General features: G+C 64.9%; 29 protein-coding genes. All 29 read left to right on the forward strand.

The annotated features are described in order from the left end of the window. Positions 1–159 precede the first annotated feature (159 nt). The 29 genes from OUA97_RS10185 to OUA97_RS10325 all read left to right on the forward strand — a co-directional run bounded on the left by OUA97_RS10185 (position 160) and on the right by OUA97_RS10325 (position 16,301). Positions 160–987 (forward strand): GIN domain-containing protein, encoded by an 828-nt coding sequence (locus OUA97_RS10185; protein WP_267231786.1) that lies wholly within the window; start codon positions 160–162, stop codon positions 985–987. A gap of 304 nt (positions 988–1,291) precedes the next feature. Further along, positions 1,292–1,600: a 30S ribosomal protein S10 gene (rpsJ, locus tag OUA97_RS10190; protein WP_056018070.1), complete on the forward strand. Its 309-nt coding sequence runs from the start codon at positions 1,292–1,294 to the stop codon at positions 1,598–1,600. 14 nt (positions 1,601–1,614) lie between these two features. Beyond that, positions 1,615–2,373, forward strand: a complete 759-nt coding sequence (rplC, locus tag OUA97_RS10195) for a 50S ribosomal protein L3 (RefSeq protein ID WP_267231787.1) — start codon at positions 1,615–1,617, stop codon at positions 2,371–2,373. Next, positions 2,373–3,011, forward strand: a complete 639-nt coding sequence (gene rplD / locus OUA97_RS10200) for a 50S ribosomal protein L4 (RefSeq protein ID WP_267231788.1) — start codon at positions 2,373–2,375, stop codon at positions 3,009–3,011. Before rplC ends, rplD begins: the two co-directional genes overlap by 1 nt. Continuing rightward, on the forward strand, positions 3,011–3,310 hold the full coding sequence (locus tag OUA97_RS10205) for a 50S ribosomal protein L23 (RefSeq protein WP_056018075.1): 300 nt from the start codon (positions 3,011–3,013) through the stop codon (positions 3,308–3,310). The genes rplD and OUA97_RS10205 overlap by 1 nt, the downstream gene beginning before the upstream one ends. 4 nt (positions 3,311–3,314) lie before the next feature. Next, the gene (gene rplB, locus OUA97_RS10210; RefSeq protein ID WP_267231789.1) at positions 3,315–4,151 is read left to right on the forward strand and encodes a 50S ribosomal protein L2; all 837 of its coding nucleotides are present in this window, start codon (positions 3,315–3,317) and stop codon (positions 4,149–4,151) included. Positions 4,152–4,154: 3 nt separating this feature from the next. Continuing rightward, positions 4,155–4,433, forward strand: coding sequence for a 30S ribosomal protein S19 (gene rpsS, locus OUA97_RS10215; protein WP_267231790.1), 279 nt, complete (start codon positions 4,155–4,157; stop codon positions 4,431–4,433). A 2-nt stretch (positions 4,434–4,435) separates the two neighbouring features. Continuing rightward, positions 4,436–4,816, forward strand: a complete 381-nt coding sequence (rplV, locus tag OUA97_RS10220) for a 50S ribosomal protein L22 (RefSeq protein WP_056018081.1) — start codon at positions 4,436–4,438, stop codon at positions 4,814–4,816. Continuing rightward, positions 4,816–5,574, forward strand: coding sequence for a 30S ribosomal protein S3 (gene rpsC, locus OUA97_RS10225; RefSeq protein WP_267231791.1), 759 nt, complete (start codon positions 4,816–4,818; stop codon positions 5,572–5,574). The genes rplV and rpsC overlap by 1 nt, the downstream gene beginning before the upstream one ends. 9 nt (positions 5,575–5,583) lie before the next feature. Then, positions 5,584–6,012, forward strand: a complete 429-nt coding sequence (gene rplP / locus OUA97_RS10230) for a 50S ribosomal protein L16 (protein ID WP_183777101.1) — start codon at positions 5,584–5,586, stop codon at positions 6,010–6,012. Continuing rightward, positions 6,012–6,206 (forward strand): 50S ribosomal protein L29, encoded by a 195-nt coding sequence (rpmC, locus tag OUA97_RS10235; RefSeq protein WP_267231792.1) that lies wholly within the window; start codon positions 6,012–6,014, stop codon positions 6,204–6,206. The genes rplP and rpmC overlap by 1 nt, the downstream gene beginning before the upstream one ends. Before the next feature lie 13 nt (positions 6,207–6,219). Then, positions 6,220–6,471 carry a 30S ribosomal protein S17 gene (gene rpsQ, locus OUA97_RS10240; protein WP_267231793.1) on the forward strand — a complete coding sequence of 84 codons (252 nt, stop codon included), beginning with the start codon at positions 6,220–6,222 and terminating at the stop codon, positions 6,469–6,471. A gap of 15 nt (positions 6,472–6,486) precedes the next feature. After that, positions 6,487–6,855, forward strand: a complete 369-nt coding sequence (gene rplN / locus OUA97_RS10245) for a 50S ribosomal protein L14 (protein ID WP_056018090.1) — start codon at positions 6,487–6,489, stop codon at positions 6,853–6,855. Then, entirely contained in the window at positions 6,855–7,169 is a 315-nt protein-coding gene (gene rplX / locus OUA97_RS10250; RefSeq protein WP_267231794.1) for a 50S ribosomal protein L24, read from the forward strand. Before rplN ends, rplX begins: the two co-directional genes overlap by 1 nt. Then, positions 7,162–7,722, forward strand: a complete 561-nt coding sequence (gene rplE / locus OUA97_RS10255) for a 50S ribosomal protein L5 (protein WP_267231795.1) — start codon at positions 7,162–7,164, stop codon at positions 7,720–7,722. Before rplX ends, rplE begins: the two co-directional genes overlap by 8 nt. 21 nt (positions 7,723–7,743) lie before the next feature. Next, a complete protein-coding gene (gene rpsN, locus OUA97_RS10260) occupies positions 7,744–8,049 on the forward strand; it encodes a 30S ribosomal protein S14 (protein ID WP_183777097.1) in 306 nt (101 codons plus the stop codon). A gap of 10 nt (positions 8,050–8,059) precedes the next feature. Beyond that, positions 8,060–8,455: a 30S ribosomal protein S8 gene (gene rpsH / locus OUA97_RS10265; RefSeq protein WP_056018098.1), complete on the forward strand. Its 396-nt coding sequence runs from the start codon at positions 8,060–8,062 to the stop codon at positions 8,453–8,455. 1 nt (position 8,456) lies between these two features. Beyond that, a complete protein-coding gene (gene rplF / locus OUA97_RS10270) occupies positions 8,457–8,990 on the forward strand; it encodes a 50S ribosomal protein L6 (RefSeq protein ID WP_267231796.1) in 534 nt (177 codons plus the stop codon). A gap of 3 nt (positions 8,991–8,993) precedes the next feature. Further along, complete coding sequence (rplR, locus tag OUA97_RS10275; RefSeq protein WP_267231797.1) at positions 8,994–9,347, forward strand: 50S ribosomal protein L18; 354 nt, start codon at positions 8,994–8,996, stop codon at positions 9,345–9,347. A 10-nt stretch (positions 9,348–9,357) separates the two neighbouring features. Then, positions 9,358–9,966: a 30S ribosomal protein S5 gene (gene rpsE, locus OUA97_RS10280; protein WP_183777093.1), complete on the forward strand. Its 609-nt coding sequence runs from the start codon at positions 9,358–9,360 to the stop codon at positions 9,964–9,966. A 3-nt stretch (positions 9,967–9,969) separates the two neighbouring features. Further along, positions 9,970–10,149, forward strand: coding sequence for a 50S ribosomal protein L30 (rpmD, locus tag OUA97_RS10285; protein WP_183777092.1), 180 nt, complete (start codon positions 9,970–9,972; stop codon positions 10,147–10,149). 134 nt (positions 10,150–10,283) lie between these two features. Continuing rightward, complete coding sequence (gene rplO, locus OUA97_RS10290) at positions 10,284–10,769, forward strand: 50S ribosomal protein L15 (protein WP_267231798.1); 486 nt, start codon at positions 10,284–10,286, stop codon at positions 10,767–10,769. Positions 10,770–10,928: 159 nt separating this feature from the next. After that, positions 10,929–12,278 carry a preprotein translocase subunit SecY gene (gene secY, locus OUA97_RS10295; protein WP_267231799.1) on the forward strand — a complete coding sequence of 450 codons (1,350 nt, stop codon included), beginning with the start codon at positions 10,929–10,931 and terminating at the stop codon, positions 12,276–12,278. A 49-nt stretch (positions 12,279–12,327) separates the two neighbouring features. Then, a complete protein-coding gene (locus tag OUA97_RS10300) occupies positions 12,328–12,891 on the forward strand; it encodes an adenylate kinase (RefSeq protein WP_267231800.1) in 564 nt (187 codons plus the stop codon). 201 nt (positions 12,892–13,092) lie between these two features. Then, positions 13,093–13,461: a 30S ribosomal protein S13 gene (rpsM, locus tag OUA97_RS10305; protein ID WP_267231801.1), complete on the forward strand. Its 369-nt coding sequence runs from the start codon at positions 13,093–13,095 to the stop codon at positions 13,459–13,461. A gap of 12 nt (positions 13,462–13,473) precedes the next feature. Continuing rightward, a complete protein-coding gene (gene rpsK / locus OUA97_RS10310; protein WP_056018114.1) occupies positions 13,474–13,863 on the forward strand; it encodes a 30S ribosomal protein S11 in 390 nt (129 codons plus the stop codon). Positions 13,864–13,943: 80 nt separating this feature from the next. Then, entirely contained in the window at positions 13,944–14,960 is a 1,017-nt protein-coding gene (locus OUA97_RS10315; RefSeq protein WP_267231802.1) for a DNA-directed RNA polymerase subunit alpha, read from the forward strand. Between the two features lie 216 nt (positions 14,961–15,176). Further along, entirely contained in the window at positions 15,177–15,593 is a 417-nt protein-coding gene (gene rplQ, locus OUA97_RS10320) for a 50S ribosomal protein L17 (protein ID WP_267231803.1), read from the forward strand. Positions 15,594–15,734: 141 nt separating this feature from the next. Next, entirely contained in the window at positions 15,735–16,301 is a 567-nt protein-coding gene (locus OUA97_RS10325) for an alkaline phosphatase family protein (protein WP_267231900.1), read from the forward strand. Positions 16,302–16,390: the final 89 nt, after the last annotated feature.

A 16,390-nucleotide genomic window follows, 5' to 3' on the forward strand; every position in this document is an offset into this window, starting at 1 on the left:
GACCTCAAGATCAGGCCGCCGAGGGCAACCTCGGCGGCCTTTTCGTTGGCCGGATTGCGGGCGCATGACGGCAAAGTCATGACCCGGAATTAAGCTGACCGGCACGGCGCCCGGGCCTACCGTTGGCACCAAGGTTGTTCAGCTAGACGGAGGAAAGACATGCGTCTTCCGATGATCATTCTCGGGCTGGGGGCGGCGTTGGCGGCGAGTGCGGCGCACGCGCAGTCCGTCGAGATCAAGGACGCCGTCGTTCGGGTCACGGTGATCCCGGAAGCGCGCAGCGACATCAAGGTCGAGTTCCTGTCGAGCCACCCTCAACTGCCGCTGCAGGTCCGGACCGCGGGCGGCAAGGTCGTCATCGACGGGGGCCTCAATCGCAAGATCCGCAGCTGCGAAGGTGAGGCGGGCCGTGCGTCGGTCAACGTCGCCGGGCTCGGGGCGATCGCCTATGCGAATATGCCGCAGGTGGTGATCCGCGCACCCCGCGACGTGAATCTGGATAGCGGCGGAGCGGTGTTCGGGACGATCGGCAAGTCGGCGAGCCTCCAGCTGTCCAATGCTGGGTGCGGAGACTGGACGGTCGCCAACGTCGCCGGCGAGCTCAAGCTCAACCAGGCCGGATCGGGCGACACCTATGTCGGAAGCGTCGGGCGCGCCCACCTGCGCGTCGCCGGCTCTGGCGATATCAGGACCCAAGCGGTCAAGGGGCCGATGGACGTGAACCTGGCTGGCTCAGGCGATGTCTGGAGCGCCTCGCTTGAGGGACCGCTGGACGTGAAGATCGCCGGTTCCGGAGACGTGAAGATCGCCGGCGGCCGGGTCGGGGCGATGACCGTATCGGTGGCGGGCGCCGGCGGCGTGACGGTCGATGGCCCCGCGGACTCGCTCAAGGCGCGGATCGCCGGGTCCGGCGACGTCAAGGTGAAGGCGGTCAAGGGCGCGGTGTCCAAGGCGGTCGTCGGATCCGGCGAGGTGGTGATCGGCTAGGGCAGGGGCCCCGCCGCACCGGCAAGTCTTGACGCGGGCGAGTCACCCACGTATAGACGCGCCTCCTGTTGGACCGGCTGTGTGCTTCGAAGTGATTTGAAGCACAGACGCGGTTCGCAGAACGGCTCGAGAACCGGTGGAAATCGGAGCTTTCGGGCAGGGCCCTCGCGAACTGTTCGCGCGGGCTCACGTCGTTTTTGCGGACTTACGCGTACGAGCGTCTCTTGAGGCGTTCGGGTTGGTCTTTGAAATGGTCAAAGTCACGCGGACGGACCGCCGTCTGTAGGGGAAACTAAAGAGCGATATGGATCGTCAGAACATCCGCATCCGGCTCAAAGCCTTCGATCACCGCGTGCTGGACCATTCCACACGCGAGATCGTCAATACGGCTAAGCGCACCGGCGCGACCGTCCGGGGGCCCATCCCCCTGCCGACGCAAATCGAAAAATTCACCGTCAACCGCTCGCCGCACGTCGATAAGAAGTCGCGCGAGCAGTTCGAAATCCGCACGCATAAGCGCGTGCTCGATATCGTCGACCCCACCCCGCAGACCGTGGACGCGCTCATGAAGCTCGACCTGTCCGCCGGCGTGGACGTCGAGATCAAGCTTTAAGAGGGGATCGGTCGATGCGTACCGGCGTGATCGCCAAGAAACTGGGTATGGCTCGCTTCTTCGATGAAGGCGGCGTCCATGTTCCGGTGACCGTGCTCAGCCTCGACGGCTGCCAGGTCACGGGTCAGCGCACCCAGGACAAAGACGGCTATGTGGCTCTCCAGCTCGGTGCTGGCGCCAAGAAGGCCAAGAACACTTCGAAGGCCCTGCGCGGCCACTTCGCCAAGGCTCAGGTCGAGCCGAAGCGCGAAGTCGCGGAGTTCCGCGTCACCGAAGAGAACCTGATCGAAGTCGGCGCGGAGTTCACCGCTGACCACTTCGTCGCCGGCCAAAAGGTCGACGTCACCGCCCTCACGGTCGGTAAGGGTTTCGCCGGCGCCATGAAGCGCTGGAACTTCGGCGGCATGCGCGCGACCCACGGCGTCTCGGTTTCGCACCGGGCCCATGGTTCGACTGGTAACCGCCAGGATCCGGGCAAGACCTTCAAGAACAAGAAGATGGCCGGCCATCTCGGCCAAGAGACCGTCACCACCCTCAACGTCACCGTTTGGAAGGTCGACGCCGAGCGTGGCCTGATCCTCGTGAAGGGCTCCGTGCCCGGCACCGAGGGCACCTACGTGAAGATCCGCGACGCGGTGAAGTCGGCTCGTCCGGCTGAAGCGCCGGTCCCGGGCGGCTTCCGTAAGGCTGGCCAGGCGGCTGCGGCTCCGGCCGCTGCTGAGACGCCTGCGGTGGAAGAGGCTCCGGCCGAAGCTGGGGGCGAAGAACAGTAATGAAACTCGACGTCATCAAACTCGACGGCGGGAAGGGCGGTTCGATCGAACTGTCCGACGCCGTCTTCGGCATCGACGAGATCCGTGGGGACATCCTGCAGCGCATGGTCACTTGGCAGCTCGCCAAGCGCCGCGCCGGCACCCACAAGATCCAGGTCCGCAACGAGGTCTCTCGTACGGGCAAGAAGATGTACAAGCAGAAGGGCACCGGCGGCGCCCGTCACGGTTCGCGCCGTGCGGCCCAGTTCGTCGGCGGCGCCAAGGCTCACGGGCCGGTCGTGCGCAGCCACGCCTTCGACCTGACCAAGAAGTTCCGCGCCCTGGCCCTGCGCCACGCGCTGTCCTCGAAGGTCAAGTCGGGCGCGCTGGTGGTCGTCGATAGCGTGGCGCTGACTGAGGTGAAGACCTCGGCTCTGCGCGCCAACTTCGACAAGATCGGCCTGAAGAACGCGCTGGTCATCGCCGGCGCCGAGGTCGACGCGAACTTCGCGATGGCCGCTCGCAACATCCCGAACGTGGATGTGCTGCCGAACGCCGGCCTGAACGTCTACGACGTGCTGCGTCGCAAGACCCTGGTCCTGACCAAGGACGCGGTCGAAGCGATCAACGCGCGCTTTGCTGAGAAGGAAGCTGCGTAATGGCCGACCCCGTCGCCCGCCACTACGACGCCATCCTGTCGCCGGTGATCACGGAAAAGGCCACCCTGCTCTCCGAGCAGAACAAGGTCGTCTTCCGCGTCGCCAACGATGCGACCAAGGATGAAATCGCCGCCGCTGTCGAAGCGCTGTTCAAGGTCAACGTCACCAAGGTCAACACCCTGGTGGTGAAGGGAAAGACCAAGCGTTTCCGCGGCCGTCCGGGCCGTCGCTCGGACGTCAAGAAAGCTGTCGTGACCCTGGCCGAAGGCCAGTCGATCGACATCACCACGGGGCTCTAGTTCGATGGCTCTGAAGCAATTCAAACCGACTTCGCCGGGCCGTCGCGGCCTCGTGCTGGTCGACAAGTCCGACCTGCACAAGGGCGGCCCGATCAAGTCGCTCGTCGAAGGCCTGACCAAGTCGGGCGGTCGTGGCGGCGGTGGCCGCATCGCCGTCCGCTTCCGCGGCGGCGGCGCCAAGCGCCTGTACCGCAAGGTCGACTTCAAGCGTCGCAAGTTCGATATGCCGGCCACGGTCGAGCGTCTCGAGTACGACCCGAACCGCACGGCGTTCATCGCCCTCATCAAGTATGAGGACGGCGAGCTGGCCTACATCCTGGCTCCGCAGCGCCTGAAGGCCGGTGACGTCGTCATCGCCGCCGAGAAGGCCGACGTGAAGCCGGGTAACGCCATGCCGCTGCGCGGCATGCCGATCGGCACCATCATCCACAACATCGAGCTGAAGCCCCTCAAGGGCGGCCAGCTTGCTCGTTCGGCTGGCGCTTACGCCCAGCTGGTCGGCCGCGACGCCGGCTACGCCCAGATCCGTCTGGGCTCGGGCGAACTGCGGATGGTGCAGGACAGCTGCATGGCCACCGTCGGCGCCGTGTCGAACCAGGACCACATGAACCAGGTCCTCGGCAAGGCCGGCCGCAAGCGTCACATGGGCTTCCGCCCGCACGTCCGCGGCGTCGTCATGAACCCGGTCGATCACCCCCACGGCGGCGGTGAAGGCCGCACCTCGGGCGGTCGCCACCCGGTCACCCCGTGGGGCAAGCCGACCAAGGGTTCGAAGACCCGTTCTAACAAGACGACGGATAAGTACATCATCCGTTCTCGCCACGCTCGGAAGGCTCGCTAAGCCATGACCCGTTCTGTCTGGAAAGGTCCGTTCGTCGACGGATACCTCCTCAAGAAGGCCGACGCCGCTCTGTCGTCTGGCCGCAAGGACGTCATCAAGACCTGGTCGCGCCGCTCGACCATCATGCCGCAGTTCGTCGGCCTGACGTTCGGCGTGCACAACGGCCAGAAGCACGTTCCGGTGCTGATCAGCGAAGACATGGTCGGCATGAAGCTCGGTGAGTTCGCTCCGACCCGGTACTTCCCTGGCCACGCGGCCGACAAGAAGGCCAAGAGGAAGTAACCATGGCAAAGCAAGCTAAAGCACGCCGCCTGACCGGCGTTGAGGCGATGGCCAAGGTGACGACTCTGCGCACCAGCCCGCGCAAGCTGAACCTCGTGGCTCAGTCGATCCGCGGCCTGAAGGTGCAGCGCGCCCTCAACGAGCTGGAGTTCAGCCACAAGCGCATCGCCCGCGATGTGCGCAAGGCGCTCTACTCGGCCATCTCGAACGCCGAGAACAACCACAACCTCGACATCGACAACCTCGTCGTCGCCGAGGCCTTCGTGGGCAAGAACCTGGTGATGAAGCGCTTCGCCGCCCGCGCTCGCGGTCGTGCTTCGCGCATCGAAAAGCCGTTCAGCGAGATCACCATCGTGGTCCGCGAATTGGGTGAGGCCGCCTGATGGGTCAGAAAGTCAATCCGGTCGGGCTTCGCCTCGGCATCAACCGCACGTGGGACTCGCGCTGGTTCGCCAAGAAGGCGGACTACGGCAAGCTCCTGCATGAGGACATCAAGATCCGCAAGCAGCTGAAGAAGCGCCTGTATCAAGCCGGCGTTTCGCGGATCATCATCGAGCGTCCGCACAAGAAGTGCCGCATCACCATCTATGCCGCGCGCCCCGGCGTGATCATCGGCAAGAAGGGTGCGGACATCGACAAGCTGCGCAAGGACGTGGCGGCGATCACGGAAGGCGAAGTTCATCTGAACATCGTCGAAATCCGTAAGCCGGAAACCGACGCCCAGCTGGTGGCCGAGAACATCGCCCAGCAGCTCGAGCGCCGCGTCGCCTTCCGTCGCGCCATGAAGCGTTCGCTGCAAAGCGCGATGCGTCTGGGCGCCAAGGGCATGCGCATCGAAGTGGCCGGCCGTCTGGGCGGCGCCGAAATCGCCCGTACCGAGTCGTACCATGAGGGCCGCGTTCCGCGTCACACCCTCCGCGCCGACATCGACTACGGCGTGACCGAGGCCTCGACCACCTACGGCATCATCGGCGTGAAGGTGTGGGTCTTCAAGGGCGAGGTCCTGGACCACGACCCGATGGCTCTCGACAAGCGCCTGGCCTCGGAATCCGGCCCGGCCGGCGAGGGCGGTGGACGTGAACGTGGCGACCGCGGTGACCGCGGTCCGCGCCGCGACCGTCGCGAGCAAGCTGGAGCCTAAGGTAGAGCCATGCTGTCTCCGAAGAAGACCAAGTACCGCAAGCAGTTCAAGGGCAAGATCCACGGCGTTGCGAAGGGCGGCTTCTCGCTGAACTTCGGATCGTACGGTCTGAAGTCCGTTGAACCGGAACGCATCACCGCGCGTCAGATCGAAGCGGCTCGTCGGGCGATCACCCGCCAGATGAAGCGCCAAGGTCGCGTGTGGATCCGGATTTTCCCGGATGTCCCGGTCACCGACAAGCCGGCTGAAGTGCGGATGGGTAAGGGCAAGGGCGCGGTCGAGTACTGGGCCGCGCGCGTTCACCCTGGCCGTATCATGTTTGAAATCGACGGCGTGCCGGACGATGTCGCTCGTGAAGCCCTGCGCCTCGGCGCCGCCAAGCTTCCGGTGAAGACCCGTATCGTCACCCGCATCGACGCCGCCGTGGAGCACGCGTGATGAAGATCGACGATATCCGGGGCATGACGCCCGACCAACTCGGCGAGGCCCTGCTGAACCTGAAGAAGGAGCAGTTCAACCTGCGCTTCCAGGCGGCGACCGGCCAGGTCGAGAAGACCCACCGCGTGAACGAAGTCCGCAAGGACATCGCGCGGATCAAGACCGTCCTGCACGCCAAGCAGACCGCGGCGTAAGGAGACAACGAACATGCCGAAGCGAATTCTCGAAGGCGTCGTCGTCTCGGACAAGGGCGATAAGACGATCGTGGTGAAGGTCGAGCGGACCTTCCTGCATCCGGTGCTGAAGAAGACCGTTCGTCGGTCGAAGAAGTACCACGCTCATGACGAGGCCAACGTCTACAAGGCCGGCGACGTCGCGCGCATCATCGAATGCGCCCCGAAGTCGAAAACCAAGACCTGGGAAGCGCTGCCCAAGGGCGCCGACCAGCAAGCCTCCTAAAGAAAGTCTCATCCCATGATTCAGATGCAGACTAACCTCGAGGTCGCCGACAATTCCGGCGCCCGTCGTGTGATGTGCATCAAGGTGCTTGGTGGCGCTGGTCGCCGCTACGCCGGCGTTGGCGACAAGATCGTCGTCTCCGTGAAGGAAGCCATTCCGCGCGGTCGCGTGAAGAAGGGCGACGTGCTGCAGGCGATCGTCGTCCGCACGTCCTCGGCGATCAAGCGCAAGGACGGTTCGGTGATCCGTTTCGATAAGAACGCCGCCGTGATCGTTAACAAGCAATCCGAGCCGATCGGCACGCGGATCTTTGGCCCGGTTCCCCGCGAACTGCGCGCCAAGAACCACATGAAGATCATCTCGCTCGCCCCCGAGGTGCTGTAATGGCCGCGAAGATCAAGAAGGGCGACCGCGTCGTCGTCCTCACGGGCAAGGACAAGGGCCGTCAAGGCGCCGTCCTGCGCGTGCTGCCGAAGGAACACCGCGTCGTGGTCGAAGGCCTGAATATGGTTCAGCGCCACACCCGTCCGACGCAGACCGATCCGCAGGGCGGCATCAAGAACAAGGAAGCGGCGATCCACATCTCGAACGTGGCCATCGTCGACTCCAAGGGCAAGCCGACCCGCGTCGGCTTCCGCGTCGAAGGCGACAAGAAGGTCCGCGTCGCCAAGACGACCGGTGAGGTGATCAATGGCTGAGCAAGCTTACGAGCCGCGGCTTAAGACCGAATATCGCGCGCGCATCCGCGCCGCGATGAAGGAGCAGTTCGGCTACTCCAACGAGATGCAGATCCCCAAGCTGGACAAGATCGTCCTGAATATGGGGATCGGCGAGGCCGTGACCGACTCCAAGAAGGTCCAGGCCGCGATCGCCGATCTGACCAAGATCTCGGGCCAGAAGCCCGTCGCGACCAAGGCCCGCAACTCCATCGCCGGCTTCAAGCTGCGCGAGGGCATGGTGGTCGGTGCGAAGGTGACCCTTCGCAAGGATCGCATGTATGAGTTCCTGGACCGTCTGATCACGATCGCGCTGCCGCGCGTGAAGGACTTCCGGGGCCTGAAGCCCACCTCGTTCGACGGTCGTGGCAACTACGCCATGGGTCTGAAGGAACACATCGTGTTCCCGGAGATCAACTACGACCAGATCGATCAAATGTGGGGCATGGACATCATCGTCGCCACGACTGCGAAGACCGACGACGAAGCGCGCGCGCTTCTCAAGGAATTCCAGTTCCCGTTCGTTCAAGCGTAAGCGGCGGGAAGGAAAGAACAAATGGCCAAAAAAAGCGCCGTCAATCGCAACGAGATGGTCCGCAAGCTGGTGAAGCAATTCGCCGCAAAGCGCGAAGAGCTCAAGGCGATCGCCAACGACGAGAGCCTGCCGCTCGAAGAACGCTTCGAAGCGCGCCTGAAGCTCGCCGAACTGCCGCGTAACTCGTCCAAGACCCGCATCCGTAACCGTTGCGAAGTCACGGGCCGTCCGCGCGCCTACTACCGCAAGCTTAAGATGAGCCGGATCGCGCTGCGCGAACTGGGCTCGAACGGCCAGATTCCTGGCCTCGTCAAGTCGAGCTGGTGAGGAGGGTCTCATGGTGAACGACCCCGTTGGCGATATGATCGCCCGCATCAAGAACGCCGCCACCCGCGGCCGTTCGAAGGTTTCCACCCCGGCTTCGAAGATGCGCGCGCGCGTCCTCGACGTCCTGGCGGAGGAAGGCTACATCCGCGGCTACCAACTCGTTCAGAAGCCGGGCGCGTTCCCGGAATTCGAGATCGAGCTGAAGTACTTCGACGGCCAACCGGTGATCGCTGAGATCCGGCGCATTTCGAAGCCGGGCCGCCGCGTCTACTCGTCGATCAAGGACCTGAAGCCGATCAAGAACGGCCTGGGTATCTCGATCCTGTCGACGCCGAAGGGCGTCATGTCGGACACGGCCGCGCGTGACGCGAACGTGGGCGGCGAAGTCCTGTTGCGGGTCTACTAAGATGTCGCGGATTGGAAAGAAGGCGGTCGCCGTCCCCGCGGGCGTGACGGTGACCATCGACGGCCAGACCGTCACGGTGAAGGGGCCCAAGGGTCAACTCGCCTGGACCGTGGCCGAGGAAATCGAAGTGAAGCAGGATGGCGCTGAGCTCCTGCTCACCAAGCGCGTCGACACCACCCGGGCGCAAGCCATGTGGGGCCTGTCGCGCACGCTGGTGAGCAACATGGTGACCGGCGTGACCCAGGGCTTCGAGCAAACCCTCGAGCTGGTCGGCGTCGGTTACCGCGCCGCGATGAAGGGCCAGGCGCTCTCCATGCAGCTGGGCTTCAGTCACGACGTCGACGTGCCCCCGCCCGCCGGGATCACGTTCGCGACTCCGAAGCAGACCGAGATCAAGATCTCGGGCATCGACAAGCAAGCCGTCGGCGAGATCGCCTCGAAGATCCGCCGCCTGCGTCCGCCGGAGCCCTACAAGGGCAAGGGCGTCCGTTATGCCGGCGAGAAGGTTCGCCGCAAGGAAGGCAAGAAGAAGTAGGTCATGGCTCTTAAACCCCGTGATACCGCCAAGCGGCGCGCCGAGCGCAACCGCATCCGTCTGCGGTCGGTGGCGAATGGTCGGCCGCGTCTGTCGGTCTTCCGCTCGTCCAAGAACATCTACGCCCAGGTCATCGATGATGAGCGCGGCGTGACCCTGGCTGCGGCCTCGACCCTCGAGGGCGACAAGCAGAAGGGTTCCGACAAGGACGCCGCCGCCCGTGTGGGCGCGCTCGTGGCGCAACGCGCCATGGAAAAGGGCGTCAAGGACGTCGTCTTCGATCGTGGCGGGTACATCTACCACGGCCGGGTGAAAGCCCTGGCCGACGCCGCGCGCGAAGCCGGCCTGAACTTCTAGGGGTACGCTGATGGCTCGTGGAAACGAACAACGTGGTGGTGACGGCCAAGGCCGTCGTGACCGCAACCGCGGCAATCAAGCGGAAGAGCGCGCCGAATCCGACATCGTCGAGAAGCTGGTGCACATCAACCGCGTCGCCGCCACCGTGAAGGGCGGCCGTCGCTTCTCGTTCGCCGCCCTGATGGTGGTCGGCGATCAGAAGGGCCGCGTCGGCTACGGTCATGGCAAGGCGCGTGAAGTGCCGGAAGCCATCCGTAAGGCGACCGAGGAAGCCAAGAAGTCGATGATCCGCGTGCCGCTCCGCGAGAGCCGCACCCTGCACCACGACGGCGCTGGCCGTTGGGGCGCCGGCAAGGTCATGGTCCGCTCGGCTCCTCCGGGCACCGGCGTCATCGCCGGCGGTCCGATGCGTGCGGTGCTCGAAACCCTCGGCGTCCAGGACGTCGTCGGCAAGTCGGTCGGCTCGTCGAACCCCTACAACATGGTGCGCGCGACCTTCGAGGCGCTGAAGGCTCAGTCTTCGCCCCGCCAGGTCGCCGCCAAGCGCGGCAAGAAGGTCGCCGACGTGCTGGGCCGCAAGGCCGACAGCGCTGCGGTCGCCGCCGCTGACGGAGAGTAATCCATGGCTAAGGTGACCGTTCGTCAGACGGCGAGCCCCATCCGCCGCAAGAGCGATCAGCGCGCGACCCTCATCGGTCTCGGTCTGAACCGCATTGGCCGCGTGTCGGTCCTGGAAGACACCCCGTCGGTGCGCGGGATGATCGCCAAGGTCCATCACATGGTGGAAGTGATCGAAGGCTAAGCGCCTTTCGACTGGACGTTTAGGAGAGGCGGCGCCAAAAGCGTCGCCTCTTCGGCCGTTTCGGCGGCCCAGTTTTCTTTTCAGCCGAGTCCGGGGTGGTCCCTGGGCGACAGATCTCCAAGGAGAGGCGTCACATGACCAAGCTTAACGAACTTTCGCCGCGCGAAGGCTCCACCAAGAACCGCATGCGCGTCGGCCGGGGCCCGGGTTCGGGCAAGGGCAAGACCGGCGGCCGTGGTGTGAAGGGCCAGAAGTCCCGCACCGGCGTGTCGATCAACGGCTTCGAAGGCGGCCAGATGCCGCTGCACATGCGGATGCCGAAGCGCGGCTTCAACAACCCGTTCGCCAAGGAGTTCGCCGAAGTGAACCTGTGGCGCCTGGAGCAGGCGATCGCCGCCGGCAAGCTCGACGCCAAGAAGGCCATCGACGGCGCCGCCCTGGTGGCCGCGGGCGTCGTGCGTCGTGAAAAGGACGGCGTGAGGCTGCTCGGCAAGGGCGAGCTGAAGTCGAAGATCGAGATCACCGTCTACTCGGCCTCGGCCTCGGCCAAGGCTGCGGTTGAAAAGGCCGGCGGCAAGGTGACCACGACCGCTCCGGCCGCTGCCGAAGCCGCCGAGTAAGCCGCTCTCTCCGCGCTTCAAGCGCGGGGACCCACGCTGACCATCCGGCGCCGGCCTGGCCCGCTTCCACATATTTGGGGGAGGGTGAGGCAAGGCGGCCGGATGACAGCGCAGGATGGACGCCCTATGTACGTCCGGTCCTTTAGTCTGGGGTTCTAAATGGCTTCGGCCGCCGAACAGCTCGCAGCGAATATGAACTTCGGCGCCTTCCAGAAGGCGACGGAGCTGCACAAGCGCATCCTCTTCACCCTGGGTGCGCTGATCGTCTATCGCCTCGGGACCTACATCCCGATCCCGGGCATCGACCCGGCCGCGTTCGCCCAGGCCTTCCAAGGCCAGGCGCAAGGCATCCTGGGGATGTTCAACATGTTCTCGGGGGGCGCCGTCCAGCGGATGGCGATCTTCTCGCTGAACGTGATGCCGTACATCTCGGCCTCCATCATCGTTCAGCTGCTCGGCACGGTGTATCCGCCGTGGGAGAAGCTGCGAAAGGAAGGCGGAGAGGCCGGACGCAAGACGCTCAACCAGTACACCCGCTACCTGACGGTCGTGCTGGCGCTGTTCCAATCCTTCGCCATCGCCACCGGGCTGCAGAACAGCCCTGGCCTGGTGCTGAACCCCGGCCTGTTCTTCCTGGCTTCGACGGTCGTCACCCTGACCGGCGGGACCCTGTTCCTGATGTGGCTGGGCGAGCAGATCACCAGCCGCGGCGTCGGCAACGGCGTGTCGCTGATCATCTTCGCCGGCATCGTCGCGGTGCTGCCGCAGGGCGTCTGGCAGATGTTCACGATGACCCGCACGGGGTCGCTGTCGCCGTTCGCGATGTTCGCGATCATCGCCCTGGCCATCGCCGTCGTGTTCGCCATCGTCTTCATGGAGCGCTCGCAGCGCCGCCTGCTGGTGCAGTATCCGAAGCGCCAGCAAGGCAACCGCATGTTCGGCGGCGACACCTCGTTCCTGCCGCTGAAGATCAACACCGCCGGCGTCATCCCGCCGATCTTCGCCTCGTCGCTGCTGCTGCTGCCGACGACCGCGATGGGCTTCCTGGCGACCGCCGACCTGCCGGCGTGGGCGCAGTGGCTGCCCGGCATGGTGGGTCAGCTGCAGCATGGGCGCCCGGCGTTCATGGTGCTCTATGCGCTGCTGATCATCTTCTTCTGCTTCTTCTACACGTCGGTCGTCTTCAATCCGGACGACACTGCCGAGAACCTGCGCAAGTATGGCGGCTTCCTGCCGGGCATCCGCCCAGGCAAGCGGACGGCGGAGTATCTCGACTACGTGCTGACGCGCCTGACCGTGATCGGCGCGGCGTACATCACGCTGGTCTGCCTGATGCCGGAAGCGCTTATCGGGTACTTCAAGGCGCCGTTCTATCTCGGGGGCACCTCGATCCTGATCGTCGTGAGCGTGACCATGGATACGGTGACGCAGATCCAGTCGCATCTGCTGGCCCACCAGTACGAAGGCCTGATCAAAAAATCCAAGCTCCGCGGCGGACGCGGGCGCTAGGGATCGGACCGGCCGAAAGGGGCGGCCGGGGAGGGGGACATTTAAGAAGATGAATTTGATCCTGTTCGGCCCGCCGGCGGCGGGCAAGGGGACCCAGGCCAAGCGCCTGGTGGACTCCCGCAAGATGGTCCAGCTCTCCACCGGAGACATGCTGCGCGCCGCGATCGCGTCGGGCTCCGAGCTCGGCAAGCGCGTCGAGGGCGTGATGCAACGCGGCGAACTGGTCACCGACGAGATCGTCATCGCGCTGATCGAGGAGCGTCTGCCGGAGGCCGAGGCGGCCGGCGGGGCGATCTTCGACGGCTTTCCGCGGACCCTGGCCCAGGCCAAGGCGCTCGACGAGATGCTGGCCAAGCGCGGCTCGCGAATCGATCTAGTGCTGCGCCTGAAGGTGGACGACGAGCAGCTCCTCAATCGAGTTGCAGGTCGCTTCGCTGAGTCGGGTCGCCCCGACGACAATCCCGAGAGCTTCAAGGTGCGGCTCTCGGCTTACAACGACCAGACCGCGCCCTTGTTGCCGTACTATCAGGACCAGAAAAAGCTGGTTGAGCTGGACGGCATGGGCTCGATCGAGGACGTCGCCGCCGGAATCGACCAGGCCCTCAAGGCCTGACGACCGGCGTCAATCCCGCCCAGCGATTGCGGAAGTCTGAAAACCTTCAGATTCCTGCGATTGCTCCATTGACGGAAACGCAACGTTCCCTATAACGGTGCGCTTCCGCGAAAGGGCGCGAAGGACGTGCCGGCCTTCCCATACGGGATTCTGGGCCGGGGCGCCGTTCGCGCTTCTCTGCGTGACTAGGAGATTCAACGCGTGGCCCGTATCGCTGGCGTCAACATTCCGACTAACAAGCGCGTCGTCATCGCGCTGCAGTACATCCATGGGATCGGCCAGGCGAAAGCCAAGGAGATCGTCCATAAGGTTGGCATCGAAGACGCTCGCCGCGTCAATCAGCTGACCGACGCTGAAGTGCTGCAGATCCGTGAGACGATCGACCGCGACTATCTCGTCGAGGGCGACCTGCGTCGCGAGACGGCGGTCAACATCAAGCGTCTGATGGACCTGGCCTGCTACCGCGGCCTGCGTCACCGTAAGGGCCTGCCGGTCCGCGGTCAGCGCACCCACACGAACGCCCGCACCCGCAAGGGCCCGGCTAAGCCGATCGCCGGCAAGAAGAAGTAAGAGAGCTAAGCGATGGCCAAGGAACCGGCGCGCGTCAAACGTCGCGAACGCAAGAACATCACCTCGGGCGTGGCGCACGTGAACGCCTCGTTCAACAACACCATGATCACCATCACGGACGCGCAGGGGAACACCATCTCCTGGTCGTCGGCCGGCATGATGGGGTTCAAGGGCTCCCGGAAGTCGACCCCGTACGCCGCGCAGATGGCGGCCGAGGACGCCGGCCGCAAGGCCGCCGAGCACGGCGTGAAGACCCTCGAGGTGAACGTCTCCGGTCCGGGTTCCGGCCGCGAGTCGGCGCTGCGCGCGCTTCAGGCGGTCGGCATGACGATCACCACCATTCGCGACGTGACCCCCATTCCGCATAACGGCTGCCGGCCGCCCAAGCGCCGGCGGGTCTAAGTACCGCAGTACCGCACTCCCCACGCGCCGGACCGAGCTTTTCGTGTCCGGCGATCCTGCGTTTCGAGGGACATCTCTACGTGATCGAAAGAAACTGGAACGAGCTCATCCGTCCCGAGAAGCCGCTGATCGAGGCCGGAACCGACGCGAACCGCAAGGCGCGTCTGGTGGCCGAGCCGCTCGAGCGCGGTTTCGGGGTGACGCTCGGCAACAGCCTCCGCCGGGTGCTTCTGTCGTCGTTGCAGGGCGCGGCCGTCACCGCCGTCCAGATCGACGGCGTGGTGCATGAGTTCTCGTCGCTGGAAGGCGTTCGCGAGGACGTTGTCGACATCGTCCTGAACATCAAGCAACTGGCGCTGCGCATGCACGCCGAGGGCCCCAAGCGCATGACGCTGAAGGCCACCGGTCCGGGCGTGGTGACCGCCGGGCAGATCGAAGTCCCGTCGGACATCGAGATCCTGAACCCCGACCACGTGCTCTGCACGCTGGACGACGGCGCCACCGTGCGCATGGAGTTCACGGTCAACAACGGCAAGGGCTACGTCCCCGCCGAGCGCAACCGTCCGGAAGACGCCCCGATCGGCCTGATCGCGGTCGACAGCCTGTACTCGCCGGTCAAGCGCGTCGCCTATCGCGTCGAGCCGACCCGCCAGGGCCAGAGCCTCGACTACGACAAGCTGATCATGGAAGTGGAAACCAACGGCGCGATCTCGCCGGTGGACGCGGTGGCCTTCGCCGCCCGTATCCTCCAGGACCAGCTGCAGATCTTCATCACCTTCGAAGAGCCGAAGAAGAAGGTCGAAGGCGAATCCAAGCCGGAACTGCCGTTCAACCCGGCGCTGCTGAAGAAGGTCGACGAGCTGGAGCTCTCGGTCCGCTCGGCCAACTGCCTGAAGAACGACAACATCGTCTACATCGGCGACCTGATCCAGAAGACCGAGGCGGAAATGCTCCGCACTCCGAACTTCGGCCGCAAGTCGCTGAACGAGATCAAGGAAGTGCTCGCGGGCATGAACCTGCATCTCGGCATGGATGTGCCGAACTGGCCGCCGGAAAACATCGAAGAACTCGCCAAGAAGTTCGACGATCAGATGTAAGACCCCCGAGGCCCGCCTGGCGGGCCTCGGTACTTTTGGACTGCGCGTCGACTCCGCGCCGCTTCTGCGGCGAGGGCCCAGGGACACCGCATCGCGGTCGAGGGCTCAGGCGCTTCGTTCTGACCCAGGCGGGAGCAGGCTGGGACTTGGTTAGGCAAGGGCGACTGTCCGACAAGTCGGAGCGCCCAGCGGGCTCATAGGCCCAGGAGATACGAAATGCGTCACGGCAAAGCCCACCGCAAACTGGGTCGCACGACCGCCCACCGCACCGCGATGTTCGCCAACATGGCGGCGAGCCTGATCAAGCACGAGCAGATCGTCACCACCCTGCCGAAGGCCAAGGAACTGCGTCCGGTCGTCGAGAAGCTGGTCACCCTGGCCAAGCGCGGCGACCTGCACGCTCGCCGTCAGGCGATCAGCAAGGTTCGCGACGTAGAGCAGGTCGGCAAGCTCTTCGCCGTCCTCGGCCCGCGCTACAAGGAACGTCAGGGCGGCTACATCCGCGTCCTGAAGGCCGGCTACCGCTACGGCGACAACGCCCCGCTGGCCGTGATCGAGTTCGTCGATCGCGACCCGGCTGAAAAGGGCAAGGACTCGGGCCCGGCGCAAAACGTCGGCTTCGCCGACGAATAGGTCGACCCGATCTCAGACTTTCGCGAAGCCCCGGACGGAAACGTCCGGGGCTTTTGCTATGTACGGTTGCTCCGCTAGCTTCACCGTCATGAGACCGCTCCGTGACCTCTGGGCCAGCGCCCTGATCATCCCGACGCGGCGATCGGCCGTTTGACGGAGGGCCTGGCGGTTCGCGGCCTGACCGCCAACCTGATCGTTACCGCCGACCACGGGATGGCGCCGATTTCCGGGGAGCGGGTGATCTATGTCGACGACATCCTGCCCAAGGACGCCGGCCATTCGGTGGCGATGGGCGCCTTCATGTCCTACTACCCGGCCACAGGGCGTGAGGCCGAAGTTGAGGCCGCGCTGATCGCGCCCCATGAGCACATGACCTGCTGGCGCAGGGGCGAGATCCCCGCCCGCTATCACTTCGGAGCCCATCGCCGGGTCGCACCGATCTTCTGCCTGTCGCAGACCGGCTGGGAGATCACCACCCGCGAGTGGGGCGCCAAGCGGCCGATCCGCGGCGGCGACCACGGCTTCGACCCCGCTGCGCCGGAGATGGCGGCGGTGTTCATCGGGCAGGGCCCGGGTTTCCGTAGCGGCGTCGTCACCCCGACCACGGACAACGTCGATGTCTACGCGGTGCTGACCGATCTGCTGGGCGTGAAGCCTGAACCGAATGACGGTGGGCGGGCGCTCGCTGAAGCGGCCCTGGTGCAATGAACTATATAATTGCGTATTGTCGAAAATATTGTAGGATCGTGAAATTAGCGTCTAGGGGCTGATGGCGGCCATTTCCGGCCGCTCCGCCG

Origin of the sequence: Phenylobacterium sp. 58.2.17, assembly GCF_026411515.1 — a bacterium.
Taxonomy (GTDB): domain Bacteria; phylum Pseudomonadota; class Alphaproteobacteria; order Caulobacterales; family Caulobacteraceae; genus Phenylobacterium.

Coding starts and splice junctions, on each gene's coding strand:
- OUA97_RS10185 (WP_267231786.1), top strand. CDS start 160: ATGCGTCTTCCGATGATCATTCTCGGGCTGGGGGCGGCGTTGGCGGCG.
- rpsJ (WP_056018070.1), top strand. CDS start 1,292: ATGGATCGTCAGAACATCCGCATCCGGCTCAAAGCCTTCGATCACCGC.
- rplC (WP_267231787.1), top strand. CDS start 1,615: ATGCGTACCGGCGTGATCGCCAAGAAACTGGGTATGGCTCGCTTCTTC.
- rplD (WP_267231788.1), top strand. CDS start 2,373: ATGAAACTCGACGTCATCAAACTCGACGGCGGGAAGGGCGGTTCGATC.
- OUA97_RS10205 (WP_056018075.1), top strand. CDS start 3,011: ATGGCCGACCCCGTCGCCCGCCACTACGACGCCATCCTGTCGCCGGTG.
- rplB (WP_267231789.1), top strand. CDS start 3,315: ATGGCTCTGAAGCAATTCAAACCGACTTCGCCGGGCCGTCGCGGCCTC.
- rpsS (WP_267231790.1), top strand. CDS start 4,155: ATGACCCGTTCTGTCTGGAAAGGTCCGTTCGTCGACGGATACCTCCTC.
- rplV (WP_056018081.1), top strand. CDS start 4,436: ATGGCAAAGCAAGCTAAAGCACGCCGCCTGACCGGCGTTGAGGCGATG.
- rpsC (WP_267231791.1), top strand. CDS start 4,816: ATGGGTCAGAAAGTCAATCCGGTCGGGCTTCGCCTCGGCATCAACCGC.
- rplP (WP_183777101.1), top strand. CDS start 5,584: ATGCTGTCTCCGAAGAAGACCAAGTACCGCAAGCAGTTCAAGGGCAAG.
- rpmC (WP_267231792.1), top strand. CDS start 6,012: ATGAAGATCGACGATATCCGGGGCATGACGCCCGACCAACTCGGCGAG.
- rpsQ (WP_267231793.1), top strand. CDS start 6,220: ATGCCGAAGCGAATTCTCGAAGGCGTCGTCGTCTCGGACAAGGGCGAT.
- rplN (WP_056018090.1), top strand. CDS start 6,487: ATGATTCAGATGCAGACTAACCTCGAGGTCGCCGACAATTCCGGCGCC.
- rplX (WP_267231794.1), top strand. CDS start 6,855: ATGGCCGCGAAGATCAAGAAGGGCGACCGCGTCGTCGTCCTCACGGGC.
- rplE (WP_267231795.1), top strand. CDS start 7,162: ATGGCTGAGCAAGCTTACGAGCCGCGGCTTAAGACCGAATATCGCGCG.
- rpsN (WP_183777097.1), top strand. CDS start 7,744: ATGGCCAAAAAAAGCGCCGTCAATCGCAACGAGATGGTCCGCAAGCTG.
- rpsH (WP_056018098.1), top strand. CDS start 8,060: ATGGTGAACGACCCCGTTGGCGATATGATCGCCCGCATCAAGAACGCC.
- rplF (WP_267231796.1), top strand. CDS start 8,457: ATGTCGCGGATTGGAAAGAAGGCGGTCGCCGTCCCCGCGGGCGTGACG.
- rplR (WP_267231797.1), top strand. CDS start 8,994: ATGGCTCTTAAACCCCGTGATACCGCCAAGCGGCGCGCCGAGCGCAAC.
- rpsE (WP_183777093.1), top strand. CDS start 9,358: ATGGCTCGTGGAAACGAACAACGTGGTGGTGACGGCCAAGGCCGTCGT.
- rpmD (WP_183777092.1), top strand. CDS start 9,970: ATGGCTAAGGTGACCGTTCGTCAGACGGCGAGCCCCATCCGCCGCAAG.
- rplO (WP_267231798.1), top strand. CDS start 10,284: ATGACCAAGCTTAACGAACTTTCGCCGCGCGAAGGCTCCACCAAGAAC.
- secY (WP_267231799.1), top strand. CDS start 10,929: ATGGCTTCGGCCGCCGAACAGCTCGCAGCGAATATGAACTTCGGCGCC.
- OUA97_RS10300 (WP_267231800.1), top strand. CDS start 12,328: ATGAATTTGATCCTGTTCGGCCCGCCGGCGGCGGGCAAGGGGACCCAG.
- rpsK (WP_056018114.1), top strand. CDS start 13,474: ATGGCCAAGGAACCGGCGCGCGTCAAACGTCGCGAACGCAAGAACATC.
- rplQ (WP_267231803.1), top strand. CDS start 15,177: ATGCGTCACGGCAAAGCCCACCGCAAACTGGGTCGCACGACCGCCCAC.